We start from the raw sequence: 16,627 nt of genomic DNA, 5'->3' as shown, positions 1-16,627 counted from the left end.
CCGGTTTTGAGATAACGACATGCATCAATTACAAAAGGGATTTGCATGGAAGTTCGCGTTGCCAACGTGCGCAAGGAGTTTGAGCGGTTTCCGGCCCTCCACGACGTTTCGCTCGACATCAAGTCGGGTGAGTTGATCGCGTTGCTGGGGCCATCCGGTTCCGGCAAGACGACGCTGCTCAGGCTGATTGCCGGGTTGGAACGGCCGACCCGCGGAAAGATTTTCTTCGGCGAAGAGGATGCCTCGCAAAAGTCGATCCAGGAGCGCAATGTCGGCTTCGTCTTTCAGCATTACGCGCTGTTTCGCCACATGACGGTCGCCGACAATATCGGCTTCGGACTCAAGGTCCGGCACGGGCCGTCACGCCCGTCGGCGAAGGAAATCCGCCGGCGCGCCTCGGAACTCCTCAACCTCGTTCAGCTTTCCGGTCTGGAAAAACGCTATCCGGCGCAGCTTTCGGGCGGCCAGCGCCAGCGCGTGGCACTGGCCCGCGCGATGGCGATCGAACCGGCCGTGCTTTTGCTCGACGAGCCGTTCGGCGCGCTCGATGCCCAGGTGCGCCGCGAACTGCGCCGCTGGCTGCGCGACATCCACGACGCCACCGGCCACACCACGGTCTTCGTCACCCATGACCAGGAAGAGGCGCTGGAGCTTGCCGACCGCGTCGTGGTGATGAGCCAGGGCCGCATCGAGCAGGTTGGCACCGCCGACGAGATCTACGACACGCCGAACTCGCCCTTCGTCTATGGCTTCATCGGCGAATCGAGCTCGATCCCGGTCAAGGTCGAGGACGGCCAGGTCTGGATCGCCGACCGGCCGATCGGGCTTTCCGCGCCGCACGCACCGCAAGGTGAAGCGACGCTGTTCTTCCGCCCGCACGACGTCGATCTGGTGGAAGAATGCAACGGCTGCATCGCCGGCACGGTTGTCGCCAGCCGCCGCGTCGCCGGCACCAGGCGGGTCGAGCTCGAAATCGGCGGCGAACGCCAGCGGGTCGAGATCGAGTTGCCAGTCGACCATCCGGCGGCGCAGAAAAGCCGGGTGGCTTTCAGGCCGCGGCGCTGGAAGCTTTTTCCGGCTGCTTGATCCTCTTTTAGGCGCTACACCAGCCAGTTCTCGACCTTCAGGCCTTTGATCCGGTTGAACTCGCCGGTGTTGGCGGTCACTAGGGTAGTTCCCAGTGCATAGGCGTGGGCAGCAATAAAAAGGTCGTTTTGGCCGATGGTCTGGCCCCTGCCTTCCAGCTCTGCGCGAATCGCGCCGTACTCGGCATCTACCGGCACATCGAGCGGCAAGACAGGAATCTCAGCCAGCAATTCCTCGACCTTCTTGAGCAACTTGGCCGACTCTTTCCTGGCGCAGCCATATCGCAGTTCCGAGGCGACCACGATGCTGGTACACACGGCGGCGTCTCCCACGCGCAGGACGGCGGCGGCGGCTTTCCCGGCCGGATTTCGGATCATGTCGCTGACAATGTTCGTGTCCAGCATGAACCGCATCAAAAAAATTCCTCGGATTTGACAGGCATATCCTCGACTTCGGGAAAGTCCTCCTCGGAACCGGGGGGCGGCTCTTTCGCCCATTGCGCGAGCAGCGCGGTGAGGCCGGGTTTGCGAACCGGCTCGATGATCAGGCGGTCGCCTTCACGACTGATCAAGACCTTTTCGCCGGGAAGTTCGAACTCGACAGGAATGCGCACCGCCTGACTGCGATTGTTACGAAACAGCTTCGCCTCTTTCGGCGGGGTTGTTGAATGGCGGCGTTGAGGCATGACGATAGCTCCTTGTATATACCATTTGTATATGCCAGACCGCGCGGCGATGCAATCGCCATCGCGTTGGCCGGCCGGGAACCATCGTGCACGCCGACGGCATCGGCACCGCTGCCAAGCTGCCCGGAAGACTCTGCCTGAAAGAAAAAACTAGAAATCCTCCACAGCGGGAATATTTCTTCTATCGACAACGTGGAGCGGCCGCTCTGCGTGCCTCGTCGCGCACAATGCCTTGCCGCTATGGTCCGGCAATAAGCACGCATTGGAGCCTTGTTTTCATGAAGCGATTTTTGCTTGGCCTCGCCACATTGGCCGGGCTGTTCCTCGCATCCTCCCAAGCCTGGTCGGCCGACAAATTGCTGAACGCTTCTTACGATGTCGGCCGCGAGCTGTTTGCGCAGGTCAACAAGGCGTTCGTCGCCGGCCACCCAGGCGTCACCATCGATCAGTCGCATGCCGGGACGTCTGCGCAGGCACGTGCCATCGCCGAGGGCCTCGGCGCCGATGTGGTCACCTTCAACCAGGTCCTCGACATCGACTTCCTGGTCAGGAAGGGTCTCATCTCCGCGGATTGGCAGAAAGATTTTCCCGACAACGCCTCGCCCTTCTATTCGCTGCCCTCCTTCCTGGTGCGCGCCGGCAATCCGAAGCACATCAAGGATTGGAACGATCTCGTGCGCGACGACGTCCAGGTGATCTTCCCCAATCCGAAAACCTCCGGCAATGCCCGTTACACCTACCTTGCGGCCACCGCCTACGCCAAGGAAGCCTTCAAGGGCGACGACGCCAAGGTGAAGGAATTCGTCACCAAGCTGTTCAACAACGTACCGATCTTCGACAGCGGCGGACGCGCCGCGACCACCACTTTCGTGCAGCGCGAGATCGGCGACGTGCTGATCACCTTTGAGTCGGAAACGCGCGGCGTCCGCAAGGAGTATGGCGAGGACAAATTCGAGCAGGTGACGCCCTCGGTCAGCCTTTTGGCCGAGTTTCCGGTGGCGATCGTCGACACGATCGCCGACGAGCATGGCACGCGCGACCTCGCCAAGACCTATCTCGACTTCCTTTATACGCTGGAGGGCCAGGACATCGCCGCCCGCAACGGCCTGCGGACCCGCGACGCGACGGTCGCCGCCAAGTACAAGGCTGAGTTTCCCGATGTCCGCCTATTGACGGTGGAGGATGTCTTCGGCGGCTGGGCCAAGGTCCAGGCCGAGCATTTCGCCGCTGGCGGCCTGCTCGACCAGACTTACGGCAGCCGCTGACGTCTGCAACCTCGTGAACTGATTGAAAGCGGGCGTTTGCCGGCTTTCTTCATTTGCTCGCCGAAAACGTGGCCTCCGCCCGTTCCGGACGCCCGCCCTCCAAAACGTTACGAAGAATCAACGCGTTTGCGCGCAATATGTCTTCGGGCGGCCTGTCTGCGCGAACGGCATCGCACGGCCAAACCGTCATTATTTGCACACAAACAGCCGCCAGATGCGGGTGGTTGGGGCTTAATGGGTTGACTCGGGCATGCTTACCAAAAAAGGCAAATACGGCCTCAAGGCTCTCGTGCATCTGTCCGGCCTGCCGGTCGGCCAGCTCGCATTCGTCAACGACATTGCGGTCGCCAACAACATCCCCAAGAAATTCCTGGATGCCATCCTGGGCGAGTTGCGCAATGCCGGCTTCGTCCAGAGCCGCAAGGGCAAGGAAGGCGGTTACCGCCTCGCCCGTCCCGCTTCCGAAATCAAGATCGGCCATGTCGTGCGTGTCCTCGACGGGCCGCTGGCGCCGATCCCTTGCGCCAGCCGCACACAATACCAGCGCTGCGAGGATTGCGACGAGGCGACCTGCCAGGTCCGGCACATGATGCTGGAGGTGCGTCAGGCGATCGCAGAGGTGCTGGACAACCGCAGCCTCGCCGCCATGCGCGACGCCGACAATGACGATTTCCCGGTCGAGCTGACGTCGCAGATTTAAATCTAGCATCAGGCCGGGCGCTTCACCGCCCCTAGCGGCGAGCGTGCCACTACCGGCGTCGACTGGATGATCGCCGTATTGGTCATCGCATGGGGAATGATCCGGTCGATCACCCGCTCGAGCTCGGCGACCGAGCCGACATGCGCCAGCGCGATGAAACAGTCTTCGCCGGTGACCCGGTCGCATTGGGCGATTTCCGGCAGGTCGCGGATGATTTCGGCCACGACGGCGAGTTGCCCCGGCACCGGCCTGATGCGCAGCCATGCCGACAGCTTCATGCCGAGCGCGGCCGGATTAATCCGCACCGTATAGGCCTCGATCACGCCGCTTTCCTGCAGCCGCTTGATGCGCTCGGCGACGCTCGGCGCCGACAGGCCGACTGAGCGCGCCAGTTCGGCAATACTGGTGCGCGCATCCTCCTCCAGCAGGCGCAGGATTTTTAGATCCGCCGGATCCAGATCGGTATTTTCATTTCGAAGGCGTTTCAGCGGAATACTCCTTGCTTTCGAAAAGGGAATAGCCGCAATGCCCGGCCATCATCCATATCAACGGCAAAAATCGCCTGCGATACTGACCCCATGGAAGATCGGACGCAAGCCCCAGCAGCAAGTCCGGCACTCGCCGGCCCGGCTTTTACCTTGGCAAGCTCGGTGCCGCCCCATCTGTGGTTCGGCGTCAGCGCCGTGTTCCACTATCTCGGCCCCGCTTTCGCAGTCCTGCTTTTCTCGCATGTCGGCGTGCTCGGCATGGCGTGGCTGCGCATCGCCACCGCGGCACTGGTTTTTGCCCCGCTGACCCGACCATGGGCGGTCTTCGCCCGCGCCGATCGCTCGACGCGGTTGTTGCTTGTGGGTTTCGGCGTCTGCCTTGGGGTGATGAATTGCTCGTTTTACCTGGCGCTCGACCGGCTGCCGATCTCGCTGGTAGCGGCGATCGAATTCGTCGGCACCATCGGCGTCGCGCTTGTCGGCCTCAGAAGCCCGCGCAATCTCGCCGCCCTTGCAATCGCCGTCGCCGGCACCTTGCTGCTCATCGACGTCAAATGGTCGAGCGATCCTGTCGGCCTGTTCTGGGCCTTCCTCAATGGCGCGCTGTTCGTCTTCTATATCGTGCTCGGCCACCGCGTCGCGCGCGCCGACGCTGGCGATGGCATCGCCGGGCTGGGTGCCGCCATGGCGGTCGCCCTTCTCGTCGTTCTGCCGATCGGTCTTGCCGATGCGCTGCCGGCGTTCTCGACGCCGCCGCTGCTGCTTGCGGCGGTCGGTGTCGGCATCTGCTCGTCGGTCATTCCCTATATTTGCGACCAGCTTGCCATGTCGCGGCTGCCGCGCTCCAGTTTCGCGCTGATGCTGTCATTGCTTCCGGTTACCGCGACGTTTATCGGCGTCATCGTGCTGCGGCAGGTGCCGAGCCTCACTGACTGCCTCGGCATCGCGCTGGTGGTGGCCGGCGTCGCCCTTCACAAACCGGCGCTGGCGCCCGCCTGATCAGGCCAACTTCTCCTTGAGGAAAGCGATCGTCCGCCCCCAGGCGAGGTCAGCCGCCTTCTTGTCGTAACGGGCCGCCGATGTGTCGTTGTTGAAGGCATGGTTGGCGCCTTCATAGACATAGACCGAATATTCGATATGGGCCGCGTCGAGTTCCTTCTTGAAGGCGTCGATGCCGGCATTGGTGCGGGTGTCGAGCCCGGCATAATGCAGCATGAGCGGCGCCTTGATCTTCGGCACGTCCTCGGCCTTCGGCTGCATGCCGTAATAGGCAACGGCGGCTGCAAGATCCGGCGCGTTGACGGCCAGCATGTTCACCGTGCCGCCGCCCCAGCAGAAGCCGACGGCGCCGACCTTGCCGTTGCCGTCCTTGTGGCCTTTGAGGTAGGCGACCGTTGCGACGGCATTGGTGGCGACCTGTGCTGGATCGAGCTGGGAAAACAGGTCACGTGCCCTGTTTTCATCGGCCGGCGTGCCGCCGAGCGGTGTCATGAAGTCCGGGGCAAGCGCCACGAACCCCTCCAGCGCCACGCGCCGCGCCACGTCGCGAATATGCGGGTTGAGCCCCCGGTTTTCGTGCACGACGATGACCGTGCCCAGCCTGCCGGTCTGACCCGCCGGCTTGACCAGATAACCCTTCATCTCGCCGCCGCTGCCTGGATAGCTGATGTCCTCGCCTTTCACGCGCGGATCGTTTTCCGCGACGATTGCCGCCTGGGCCGAATTCGCCGCCAGCAGCGGCGCGATCGCGGCCGCTGCCGCACCCGACCCGGCAAGCCTGGTCAACTGCTCCATGAAGCGCCGCCGGTCGAGCGTCAGATGCGTGTATTCATCATAGGCATCGATCATCGCCTGGGTAATGACAGGCTTGGCGGGGCCGGCAGGTGTTGTCATGGCGCGCTCCTAGGTCTTCGGCCCCCGGCAGCAACATAGGGTCGAAGCCTGGCTGGTCCAGTCACGGCTGAGTGAGGGCTGCCATAAGTCTCTGCACGATGGCCTTGATGCCGCGTTGGTCCAGCAGGCCGAGACAGCCGCCGGCCCGCAGCTGACCAACGAGGTACTTGCATCGGTACCCGACCTGAAAGGGCATCTCGGGCTCTGAGGAACTTCTCTATTTCGGCAGCGTATAGGCCATCACATAATCGCCCGGCTTGGTGCCGACCGAGCCGTGGCCGCCGGCAACGATGACGACGAACTGGCGTCCGTCGGCTACCGTGTAGGTCATCGGTGTCGACTGCCCGCCGGCAGGCAGCCGCGCCTGCCAGAGCTGTTTGCCGGTCGTCAGGTCATAAGCGCGCACATAGTCGTCGACCGCCGCACCGAGAAAGGCGACGCCGCCGGCAGTGATCATCGGCCCGCCAATGCCCGGCACGCCGACCTTGAACGGCAGCGGCAGCGGCGTCATGTCGTAGACGGTGCCGTTGCGATGCTTGTAGACGATCTTGCCGGTCCGAAGGTCGGCGCCGGCCACATAGCCCCACGGAGGCGCCTGGCAGGGAATGCCGAGCGGCGACAGGAATGGCTTCAATATCACTGCGTAAGGCGCACCGTCATTGCGGTTCAGGCCTTGTTCGCTGCCCTTGGTATCGCCCGGCGGCGGCACGTCGGCGCGCGGCACCAATTTGGAGATGAACGCCAGGTATGTCGGCATGCCGAACATCACCTGCCGGACCGGATCGACTGCCACGCCGCCCCAGTTGAAGGTGCCGAAATTGCCAGGATAGATCAGCGAGCCTTGCAGCGACGGCGGCGTATAGCGGCCCTCATACCGCAGCTTCCGAAGCTCGATCCGGCAGGCCAGCTGGTCGAACATGGTGATGCCCCACATATCCGCGCCGGTCAGTGGCTTCGGACTGAAGCTGAGGTCCGAGACCGGCTGCGTCGGCGAGGTATGGTCGCCTTCGATCGCGCCGCCCGGCGCCGGCACTTCCTTGACCGGAACGATCGGCTCGCCGCTGCGCCGGTCGAGCACATAGAGGTCGCCCTGCTTGGTCGGCCCGACCAGCGCCGGCACCACACCACTGGCCGTGGTTATGTCGACCAGCGTCGGCTGCGCCGGCACGTCCATGTCCCAGAGATCGTGATGCACGGTCTGCCGCACCCAGCGCAATTGTCCGGTGTTGAGATCGAGCGCGGTGATCGAGGAAGAGAATTTCTCGTCATTGGCGCTGCGTCCGGCGCCGAGCTGGTCCGGCGTCTTGTTGCCGAGCGGCACATAGAGCAGGCCGAGCTTCTCGTCGGCGCTCGCCGTCGACCACATATTGGGCGAGTTGTTGGTGTAGGTCTGGCCCGGCGGCAGCGGCGTCGTCTGGTCCGGATTGCCGGAATCCCAATTCCATAACAGCGCGCCGGTGTCGGCATCGTAGGCACGGATGACCCCGGACGGCTCCTGCGTCGAATAATTGTCGTTGACCGCGCCGCCGACGATGATCTTGTTGGCGACGATCAGCGGCGCGGAAGTCGAATAGTAATAGCCCGGCTTCGGATATGGCATGTTGGCGAGCAGGTTCAGCGTGCCGCCCTCGGCAAATGTCGGACAGACCTGGCCATTCGCCGCGTCGAGCGCGATCAGCCGGGCGTCCGATGTCGGCAGATAGATGCGCGTGGCGCAGGGCTGGCCGGCGGCGATCTTGGCATCGGCATAGTAAGCCACGCCGCGGCAGGTCTGGTGCTGGCGGTCCTTGTTGAGCTTGACCTGCGGATCGAAACGCCATTTCTCCTTGCCGCTCGCGGCATCGATGGCGATGGCGAAATTATGCGGCGTGCAGATGTAGAGCGTGTCGGCGATTTTCAGCGGCGTCACCTGATAGGTCGTCTCGCCGATGTCGTCGGGCCCTTTCACGTCGCCGGTGCGATAGGTCCAGGCCGGCTGCAGATTGGCAACGTTTTCGGGGGTGATCTGGTCGAGCGGCGAATAGCGCTGGCCATATTGCGTGCGACCGTAATAGTGCCATTCGCCGGCCGGCACATTGCCGCCGAGTTCGGCCGTCGGCGTCACCTTGTCGGTGTTGAGTTGGCCGGCAATATCCTTTGGGTCCGTCGTCATCGAATAACCGGCGACGCCGAGCGATGCCAGCACCGCGAGGATCAGCGGCGCTCGTCCGTCGGGACCGGTAAGCCCGCGCCGCGCCCATGGCGTCAATAGCCACAGCGCGACAAGCACGATGATGCCGCCGCGCGGGCCGAGCTCCCACCAGTCGAAGCCGGTTTCCCAGACAGCCCAGGCGAGCGTGCCGAGCACGATCGCCGCGTAGAGCCACAGCGCCGTGGATCTGCGCCTGTAGAGCAGCCAGGCAGCGATCAGGAAAGCTATGCCGGCGATGACGTAATACCAGCTGCCGCCCAGCGTCACGAGCCAGATGCCGCCGCCGCCAAGCGCCAGGCCGATGAGGAAAAGGATCAGGGAGGTGATGACCACAGCCAAGACGGTGCTCCTTCGACTGGTGCGCTCCGCGACGCGTCCATGGGCAACCCCGCATTGCGTGCCTGCCCCCACGCAACTTTCTCCGGCCCGCTTCCCCTGTCAAGCAAGCTCGGCGTTTTACGGCGTCGACCCACGGCAAGCTCGGCGTTTTGGTTAGCGGACCCATTCAGATTGTGAGTCTACCGACTGGACAGAGAACAAAACGGAGACACTTCTGGCCTTTCGCTGCCGAATCACTACATTCGGGGAGAGATGTCCGGCTTTTCGGAAGACATGCCCTTTTTTGACGAACCGAACGCGCGGCCCGTGGCCCCGTCGGGCATCGCCGCGCGCGCCATGGCTGCCCGCAGCAATCAAAACAACGCGCCCGATTATCTCAACGGCCTCAACCCCGAGCAGCGGCTGGCGGTGGAAACCACCGAAGGCCCGGTGCTGGTGCTGGCCGGCGCCGGCACCGGCAAGACGCGCGTCTTGACCACCCGCATCGCCCACATCCTTGCCACCGGCAAGGCCTTCCCTTCGCAGATCCTCGCCGTCACCTTCACCAACAAGGCGGCGCGCGAGATGAAGCAGCGCATCGGCCTGTTGATCGGCGAAGGCAATGTCGAGGGCATGCCGTGGCTCGGCACCTTCCACTCGATTGGCGTGAAGCTGCTGCGCCGACATGCCGAGCTGGCCGGGCTCAAATCCGACTTCACCATTCTCGACACCGACGATGTCGTGCGGCTGATCAAACAGCTCATCCAGGCGGAAGGGCTGGACGACAAGCGCTGGCCGGCCAAGCAGTTCGCCCAGATGATCGACGGCTGGAAGAACAAGGGCCTCGGTCCCGCCGACATCCCCGAGGGCGATGCCCGTGCCTTCGCCAACGGCAAGGGCCGCGAACTCTACAAGGCCTATCAGGAGCGGCTGCAGACGCTGAATGCCTGTGACTTCGGCGATCTCCTATGTCACCCGATCCGCATCTTCCGCGCCAATCCGGACGTGCTGAAGGAATACCACAAGCGCTTCCGCTACATCCTCGTCGACGAGTACCAGGACACCAACACCGCACAGTACATGTGGCTGCGCCTGCTGGCCCAGCGGCCTCAAGGCAAGCCAATCTCCCCCCTCGCGGGGGAGATTGGGCGCTCTTCGGCCGAAGGCCGCAAGCCCGACCGGGCGTCGGCCGGCCAGGCCGCCCCCGCGGAGGCCAGCGAGCGAAGCTCGCGCGCGGCCGTGAGCGAAAGCAAAGTTAACATCTGCTGCGTCGGCGACGACGACCAGTCGATCTATGGCTGGCGCGGCGCCGAAGTCGACAACATCCTGCGCTTCGACAAGGATTTCCCCGGCGCCACCATCATCCGGCTGGAGCGCAACTACCGCTCGACCGCGCACATCCTCGGCACCGCCTCGCATCTCATCGCCCACAATGAGGGCCGCTTCGGCAAGACGCTGTTTACCGAGAAGATCGCCGAGGACGACGAGAAGGTGCATGTCCACGCCGCCTGGGATTCCGAGGAGGAGGCCCGCGCCGTCGGCGAGACCATCGAGGCCTACCAGCGCCAGAAGCACAATTTGAACGATATGGCGATTCTCGTCCGCGCGTCTTTCCAGATGCGCGAATTCGAGGACCGCTTCGTCACGCTCGGGCTCAATTACCGCGTCATCGGCGGCCCGCGCTTCTATGAGCGGCTCGAGATTCGCGACGCATTGGCCTTCTTCCGCGTCGTCGCACAAGGCGCCGACGACCTCGCCTTCGAGCGCATCGTCAACGTGCCGAAACGCGGGTTGGGCGAGGCCACCATCCGCCAGGTCCACGACACCGCACGCGCGCTGCGCATCCCGATGCTGGAGGCGGCGGCAAAACTGGCCGAAAGCGACGATCTGAAGCCGAAGCCGCGTGCCGCACTTCGCGAGGTATCAGCCAATTTCGAGCGCTGGCAAAAGGCTCTCGAAACCACCCCGCACACCGAACTCGCCGAGACCATTTTGGAGGAGAGCGGCTACACCGACATGTGGAAGAACGACCGCTCGGTCGAAGCGCCCGGCCGGCTGGAGAACCTAAAGGAGCTGATACGCTCCATGGAGGAGTATGAATCGCTGCGCTCCTTCCTCGAACATGTCGCGCTGGTGATGGACGCCGAGCAGAACGCTGAGCTCGACGCCGTCAACATCATGACGCTGCATTCGGCCAAGGGCCTCGAATTCGAAACCGTGTTCCTGCCCGGCTGGGAGGAAGGCCTGTTCCCGCACCAGCGTTCCCTCGACGAGGGTGGCCGGTCCGGGCTCGAGGAGGAGCGCCGCCTTGCCTATGTCGGCCTGACCCGCGCCAAGAAGAACCTGCATCTCTGGTTTGTCTCCAACCGCCGCATCCACGGCCTCTGGCAATCGACCATCCCGTCGCGCTTCCTCGACGAGCTGCCGGAAGCCCATGTCGAGGTCGCCGAGAGCGGCAACTCCTATGGCGGCTACGGCAATGCCTATGGTGGCGGCTCGTTCGCTCCCGGTCGTGGCGGCCAGGGGGCTGGAAGACAGAATCCTTATGGGGCGTCGCGCTTCGATAACATCGGTGGCAACAACGGCGCCGAGAAATCCGGCGCCTTCTCCAGCACCTATGCGACACCGGGCTGGCAACGTGCTCAGGCCAACCGCACCGAAGCGACCGACCGCAATTGGGGCACGCGCTCCGGCCACCAGGTCGAGCGCATCGGCTATGGCGAAACCGACTCGGGCTACGGTGCCGGCCGCACCTCGATCAAGGGCCGCACCATCGACGGCGAGCTGGTCGCCAAATCCGTCGCCGACACGCCCTCCCCCTTCAGCGTTGGCGACCGCGTCTTCCACCAGAAATTCGGCAACGGCAACATCTCGGCCATCGAAGGCAACAAGCTGACCATCGACTTCGACAAGGCCGGCCAGAAACGCGTGCTGGACGGGTTTGTCACGGGGGTTTGAGGCCGCCGGTCACCGATACCGCGCTTGGTTCCACTTATGGCCGAGCAGCGACAGGATGATGATCAGCCCGTTGAAGAACTGGACGTAGAAGCCGCTCAGTCCCGCCGCGACGACGCCGGTCTGGATGAAGGACACCGTAACCGCGCCGATCGCGCCGCCGACGACGGTGCCGATGCCGCCCCAGGTCGGCGTGCCTCCGACGAACACCGATGCCAGCACCGGCAGCAGGTATCCGTCGCCCGCCGTCGGCCACCAGGTGAAGTTGATCATTACCGAGAACGTGCCGGCGATCGCCGCGCCGATACCGACGAAGACGAACACTTTCACCCTGACGCGCTTGACATCGATGCCCATCTGCTGGGCGCTGTCGGGATTGTCGCCGACCACCTTGACCTGGGCACCGAAGCGATGGCGGTTGTAGAGCAGCGCCGACAGCACGACGAAGGCGATGGCCCAGAATATCTGCACCGGGATGCCGTAAAGCTGGCTGGAGAAGATCTTGTAGGCCCAGCTGTCGGCAAGGCCGGTCAGCGCGGTCGACCTGCCCTCGTTGATGATCTGGATCAGGCCGCGCAGCAGGAAATTCATGCCGAGCGTGGCGATCAGCGACGACAGCCCGCCATAGACGACCAGCGAGCCGACCAGGAAGCCGAGCAGCATGCCGGTGACGATTGCGGCGGCGATGCCGACGAACGGGTCGTAGCCGGCCTGCACGACCAGCGCGAAGACCCACGAGGCGAAGCCCATCGTCGCCGGAAACGACAGGTCGATCTCGCCACAGGTGACGACGAAGACGAGCGGCACCACCACGAACAGCGCCACAGGCAGCGTGGTAAGCACGGAACTATAGAGATACCAGCTGGTGAAGACCGTCGGATTGGCGATCATGAACACCGCCATCATCACGATGAACACGGCAAGCGTGCCGAGTGCGGCGCGGTTGTCGAGGACAAAGCCGCGCAGCCAGTTATCGGACGGGTGTTTCCATGCCTTTCGGGCGGCATCGCTGCTGCCTAGAGGGGTCTGCAGATCGGGATCCATGGTCTTGCTCATCGCGCTATCTGCTCCCCGGCGTCGCGAAGTCCCGGCAATCCGCCGGGATGTGCCACGTCTTCCATGAAATTGATGAGGTCTTCGGCCGACTTGACCTCGCTGCGGTCGGCGCTGAGCGCGACCTTGCCGCGGTCGAGCACCACGAAGCGGTCGGCGATATCGAAGACGTGGTGGATGTTGTGGCCGATGAACAGGATCGACCGGCCGCTCGCCCGCACCTGGCGCACGAAATGAAAAACCTTCGCGGTTTCGGTCAGCGACAGCGCCGTCGTCGGCTCGTCGAGGATGATCAGGTCGGCCTGCTTGTAGATGGCGCGGGCGATCGCCACGCCCTGGCGTTCGCCGCCCGACAGCTGGCCGACGATCGACTGCGGCGTGAACACCTTCGAGGTGAAGCCGATCTCGCGCATCAGCCGGCTCGCCTCCGCGATCTCCTTGTTGACCTTCAGCCATCCAAGCCAGCCGGTGAGCTCGCGGCCCATGAAGATGTTGCGCACGATCGTCTGCTGCACGGCGAGCGCCCGGTCCTGGAACACCGTTTCGATGCCGGCGTCGCGCGAGCGCGCAGCACTCCACCCGGTCACCGGTTTGCCGCGAATGAGGATTTCGCCGCTGGTCGGCTTGACCACGCCGGAAAGGATCTTGATCAGCGTCGATTTGCCGGCGCCGTTGTCGCCGATCAGGCCGACGACCTCGCCGCGGTCGACGCTGAGACTGACGCCGCCAAGCGCATAGACCTGGCCGTAGGACTTGCTGATTTCACGCAGTTCGATGAGGCGTTCGGCCATGGCGGTCCTCGCTTGTTTGTCGGTCGTCGCCGGCCGGGATTCAACCCGGCCGGCAGATCGGGCGATCAGCGCAACGCCTGCTTGGCGAGTTCGGAAACGATCTCATAATTCTGCGGCGTGACGAAGCCGGCACCGGTGTCGACATTCATCGGCGCCAGACCCAGCACCACCTGCTGGCAGAGGCTGAGGATTGGTAGGTAGCCTTGCATGAACGGCTGCTGGTCGGCCGTCAGCTGCACCCAGCCGCCCTTGAAGCCCTCGACGATCTGCGGGCTGGTGTCGAAGCCGAAGTTGAAGATGTCGCCCGGCTTTCTGCCCGCCGCCTGCATGTAAGTCGGCACATTGCCTAGCAGCTGCCCGCCGGGATAGCCGACCGCCTTGACGTCGGGATTGTTGAGCAGTGCTGCCGTGATCACCGGAATGGCCAGATTGGGATCGGCTGCCCACTCGGTTTGAGAATTGATTTGAACGACGTCGATGCCGGCCTCTTTCAGTGCGGCGACCGTGCCGCGTTCGCGCGCGCCGCGGCTCTCGTTCTCGAACGGGCCGATCATGATCGCCTTGTCGCCGGCCTTCAGCCCGGCCAGCTTGAACGCCTCGGCGCCGAGCGCCCGGCCCTGCTGCTCCTGCTGGGCGCCGACATAGCCGCCGCCGAACGCCGCCGTGACCGTCGGCACCGGCACGTTCTGGTACATCATCTTGATGCCGTCCTTGTGCGCCTGTTCGGCCAGCGGCATGATGGCGGCGTCGCCCGGGTGGCCCATCATGGCGATGCCTTGGGGCTTGACCGCAACAGCCTCGCGCAATTGCTGGACCATCTTCTCCACGTCCCACCCAGAGAAGATATAGTCGACCTTGGGCCCGAGATCGGCGGCCGCCTGCTTGGCGCCATTATAGACGATGGTGCCGAACGCATCGCCCTCCGCCCCGCCGGCGAAGAAACGGATATGGACATCCTTGCACCACTGGGCATCGAGCGCCTGCGCCGGCAAGGTCGAGAGTGCGGCGGCGAACGCCATCGCGGCCGCCGCGACGGTCGAGCGCAGAACTGTCCTTCTCATCGTAATGCTCATGCACGTTCCTCCCTTTGTTCCCTCGCTAGCCGAGGGGTTTTGACGATCGCTTCGGCAACGCGCCGCAATCTTTCGCTGGCCGGCACCTCCCGCCGGCCGACTTCTCACACCGGGTTCGGCAGATAGCTCGCGCCTCCCCGGCATTGTTTGAGATAATCCAGTGCCCGCACCTGGCCGGTGATCTCGAGATCGCCACGATAGACGGGGTCGTGCCAGCCCTCGATGTCGATGGCGCCCTTGTAGCCGGCCAGCCGCAGCTCGCTGATCACTCGCGTCCAGTCGCTGTCGCCGAACCCCGGTGTGCGCATCTGCACGAACGGCAGGCGGCCGAACACGCCATGTTCGCGGATCACGTCCCAGCGCACCGTCGCGTCCTTGCCGTGGACGTGGAAGATGCGCGGCGCCCATTTGCGGATCTGCGGGATCGGGTCGATCAGGTAGACCAGCTGGTGGCAGGGCTCCCACTCCAGGCCGAGATTGTCGTCCGGCAGTTCGTTGAACATCAGCTCCCAGGCGTCTGGATTGTGGGCGATGTTCCAGTCGCCGCTGGCCCAGTTGCCGTCCATGGCGCAGTTCTCGAAGGCGATGCGCACGCCCTTGTCGGCAGCCCGTTTTGCCAACTTCCCCCATACCTCGTGGAAACGCGGCAGGCTGTCTGGCAGCGGCTTGCCGCGAATGCGGCCGGTGAAGCCGCTGACCATGTTGGTGCCGAATAGATGCGCGTTGTCGATGATCGTTTCCCACGCCTGGAGCACGCCGCGATCAACTTCACCGCTCTCCAGCGGATTGCCGAACACCCCGATCGACGAGATGACGACATCGGCATCGCCGATCGCCTCGCGGATCTCGCCCGCCAGCCGTGGAATGTCCTTGCCGCCCAGCGTCTGCCAGAAGAACGGCTGGATGCTCTCGAAGCCGAGCGGCAGGATCTGCCTGACATAGGCGGCCGGGTCGTCGAGATTGGCGCGCACCATGGTGCCGATCCTGATGTCGAGCAGCGGGTTTGGCATCATGATCCTTCCTGTGCAGTGATAGCGACCCGATGCCCGGTCTCGGCGCTCTCGATCGCAGCGAAAACCATGGCCAGGCTCTTGATGTTGTCGGCACCGCGCGTCTCCGGCTCGGTGCCGGTTTCGACGGCGCGGACGAAATCCTGGATAATGCCGAGATGGCCGCCGACGCGATCGGCCGGGTCGAGCGGCGGCACGGCGATCGGTTCGGTGCGGTCGAACAGGCCTTCACGGACCGGCCGCACGACTTCCGCCTTCAGCCCATCCTCGCCGTCCCAGACAATGCTGCCGCGCTCGGCGACAATACGCCATCTACTGTCCCAACTGGTACGGAAGCCGGCCGCGCACCAGCTGCCGGCATAGGTGAACAGCTTGCCGCCGCCGAGGTCGAAGCTTGCGGTTGCCGACGACCCTTGCCGATACCAAGAATTGGCCGGCTCCCACTCCTGGCAATGGACTCCGGTCGGTTCGCCGGCCACCATGTAGCGGGCCGCGTCGAATGTGTGGATCGCCATGTCGAGCAGCAGCACATGGCGCATCTCTTCGCGAAAACCGCCGAAATGCGGCGCAACGAAGAAATCGGCGTGGATGCTGGTCGCAGCACCAATGACGCCGGAATCGAGAAAGCGCCGGATGCGCCTGACATTGGCGACATAGCGGCGGTTCTGCACGACGGCATGGATGCGCCCGGCGCTGCGGGCGGCCTCGACAATGGCACGCGCATTGCCCGGGCTGTCGGCCAGCGGCTTTTCGGTCAAGAGGTGGCAATTATGGGCAAAGGCGGAAAACGCGACCTCGCGGCGGGCGGCGGGAACCACCACGTCGAATACCGCGTCGGGCCTGGTCTGGTCGAGCACGGCGTCGAGGTCGGTTCCGATGACAGCGCCGGAAAGCTCGTATTCGCGCGCCCTCGCCCGCGCCCTTTCGGCGTCGATATCAACCAGGCCTACAATGGCGAGCCCGTCGATCTGCCTGGCCGCATCGAGCCAGGCCTTGCTCATCGCGCCGCAGCCGACCAGGACGACATTGATCATCCAGTGTTCCTCCCTCTCGGCCCCTCCAGACCGATCCTCACGGCATTCACGGCAGGGCCGTGAATGTTTTTCCGTAAACGTTTAC

Annotated in this window: 15 protein-coding genes; 5 read left to right on the top strand and 10 right to left on the bottom strand. The window is 64.0% G+C overall.

The genetic code is table 11. The features are described from left to right. Window positions 1–45: 45 nt before the first annotated feature. Entirely contained in the window at window positions 46–1,086 is a 1,041-nt protein-coding gene (locus NKH05_RS19630; RefSeq protein ID WP_352482922.1) for a sulfate/molybdate ABC transporter ATP-binding protein, read from the top strand. Between the two features lie 14 nt (window positions 1,087–1,100). Here the strand turns inward: NKH05_RS19630 and NKH05_RS19625 are convergent, their stop codons facing one another. Together NKH05_RS19625 and NKH05_RS19620 are read right to left on the bottom strand one after the other, a co-directional pair. Further along, on the bottom strand, window positions 1,101–1,499 hold the full coding sequence (locus tag NKH05_RS19625; RefSeq protein ID WP_502913243.1) for a type II toxin-antitoxin system VapC family toxin: 399 nt from the start codon (window positions 1,497–1,499) through the stop codon (window positions 1,101–1,103). Next, window positions 1,499–1,771, bottom strand: a complete 273-nt coding sequence (locus NKH05_RS19620; protein WP_023721148.1) for an AbrB/MazE/SpoVT family DNA-binding domain-containing protein — start codon at window positions 1,769–1,771, stop codon at window positions 1,499–1,501. Before NKH05_RS19620 ends, NKH05_RS19625 begins: the two co-directional genes overlap by 1 nt. A gap of 278 nt (window positions 1,772–2,049) precedes the next feature. Between NKH05_RS19620 and NKH05_RS19615 the strand changes: the two genes are divergently transcribed. Continuing rightward, on the top strand, window positions 2,050–3,036 hold the full coding sequence (locus NKH05_RS19615; protein WP_353025902.1) for a sulfate ABC transporter substrate-binding protein: 987 nt from the start codon (window positions 2,050–2,052) through the stop codon (window positions 3,034–3,036). A 250-nt stretch (window positions 3,037–3,286) separates the two neighbouring features. Then, window positions 3,287–3,736 (top strand): RrF2 family transcriptional regulator, encoded by a 450-nt coding sequence (locus NKH05_RS19610; protein WP_006202816.1) that lies wholly within the window; start codon window positions 3,287–3,289, stop codon window positions 3,734–3,736. An 8-nt stretch (window positions 3,737–3,744) separates the two neighbouring features. On the opposite strand, the gene NKH05_RS19605 is transcribed toward NKH05_RS19610, so the two are convergent. Then, window positions 3,745–4,224, bottom strand: coding sequence for an Lrp/AsnC family transcriptional regulator (locus NKH05_RS19605; RefSeq protein ID WP_352483074.1), 480 nt, complete (start codon window positions 4,222–4,224; stop codon window positions 3,745–3,747). Between the two features lie 90 nt (window positions 4,225–4,314). Here NKH05_RS19605 and NKH05_RS19600 point away from each other — a divergent pair, with 90 nt between their 5' ends. Further along, a complete protein-coding gene (locus tag NKH05_RS19600; protein WP_352482917.1) occupies window positions 4,315–5,223 on the top strand; it encodes an EamA family transporter in 909 nt (302 codons plus the stop codon). Here NKH05_RS19600 and NKH05_RS19595 read toward each other — a convergent pair whose 3' ends face one another. Beyond that, the gene (locus NKH05_RS19595; protein ID WP_352788511.1) at window positions 5,224–6,117 is read right to left on the bottom strand and encodes a dienelactone hydrolase family protein; all 894 of its coding nucleotides are present in this window, start codon (window positions 6,115–6,117) and stop codon (window positions 5,224–5,226) included. Window positions 6,118–6,334: 217 nt separating this feature from the next. After that, window positions 6,335–8,647, bottom strand: a complete 2,313-nt coding sequence (locus tag NKH05_RS19590; RefSeq protein ID WP_352495137.1) for a glucose/quinate/shikimate family membrane-bound PQQ-dependent dehydrogenase — start codon at window positions 8,645–8,647, stop codon at window positions 6,335–6,337. A 252-nt stretch (window positions 8,648–8,899) separates the two neighbouring features. Between NKH05_RS19590 and NKH05_RS19585 the strand changes: the two genes are divergently transcribed. Further along, window positions 8,900–11,584 (top strand): ATP-dependent helicase, encoded by a 2,685-nt coding sequence (locus tag NKH05_RS19585; RefSeq protein WP_353025900.1) that lies wholly within the window; start codon window positions 8,900–8,902, stop codon window positions 11,582–11,584. A gap of 9 nt (window positions 11,585–11,593) precedes the next feature. Here the strand turns inward: NKH05_RS19585 and NKH05_RS19580 are convergent, their stop codons facing one another. The 5 genes from NKH05_RS19580 to NKH05_RS19560 all read right to left on the bottom strand — a co-directional run bounded on the left by NKH05_RS19580 (window position 11,594) and on the right by NKH05_RS19560 (window position 16,542). Beyond that, window positions 11,594–12,637, bottom strand: coding sequence for an ABC transporter permease (locus NKH05_RS19580; RefSeq protein ID WP_352482912.1), 1,044 nt, complete (start codon window positions 12,635–12,637; stop codon window positions 11,594–11,596). Continuing rightward, window positions 12,634–13,425, bottom strand: a complete 792-nt coding sequence (locus NKH05_RS19575) for an ATP-binding cassette domain-containing protein (protein ID WP_352857844.1) — start codon at window positions 13,423–13,425, stop codon at window positions 12,634–12,636. Before NKH05_RS19575 ends, NKH05_RS19580 begins: the two co-directional genes overlap by 4 nt. Window positions 13,426–13,490: 65 nt before the next feature. Further along, window positions 13,491–14,498 carry a substrate-binding domain-containing protein gene (locus tag NKH05_RS19570; RefSeq protein ID WP_352482909.1) on the bottom strand — a complete coding sequence of 336 codons (1,008 nt, stop codon included), beginning with the start codon at window positions 14,496–14,498 and terminating at the stop codon, window positions 13,491–13,493. 104 nt (window positions 14,499–14,602) lie between these two features. Then, window positions 14,603–15,508: a sugar phosphate isomerase/epimerase family protein gene (locus NKH05_RS19565; protein WP_352858084.1), complete on the bottom strand. Its 906-nt coding sequence runs from the start codon at window positions 15,506–15,508 to the stop codon at window positions 14,603–14,605. Further along, complete coding sequence (locus NKH05_RS19560) at window positions 15,508–16,542, bottom strand: Gfo/Idh/MocA family protein (protein WP_353025898.1); 1,035 nt, start codon at window positions 16,540–16,542, stop codon at window positions 15,508–15,510. The genes NKH05_RS19565 and NKH05_RS19560 overlap by 1 nt, the downstream gene beginning before the upstream one ends. Window positions 16,543–16,627: the final 85 nt, after the last annotated feature.

It is taken from the genome of Mesorhizobium sp. M1399 (genome assembly GCF_040317735.1).
GTDB lineage: Bacteria > Pseudomonadota > Alphaproteobacteria > Rhizobiales > Rhizobiaceae > Mesorhizobium.
This window is presented reverse-complemented; position numbering and strand designations above follow the sequence as displayed.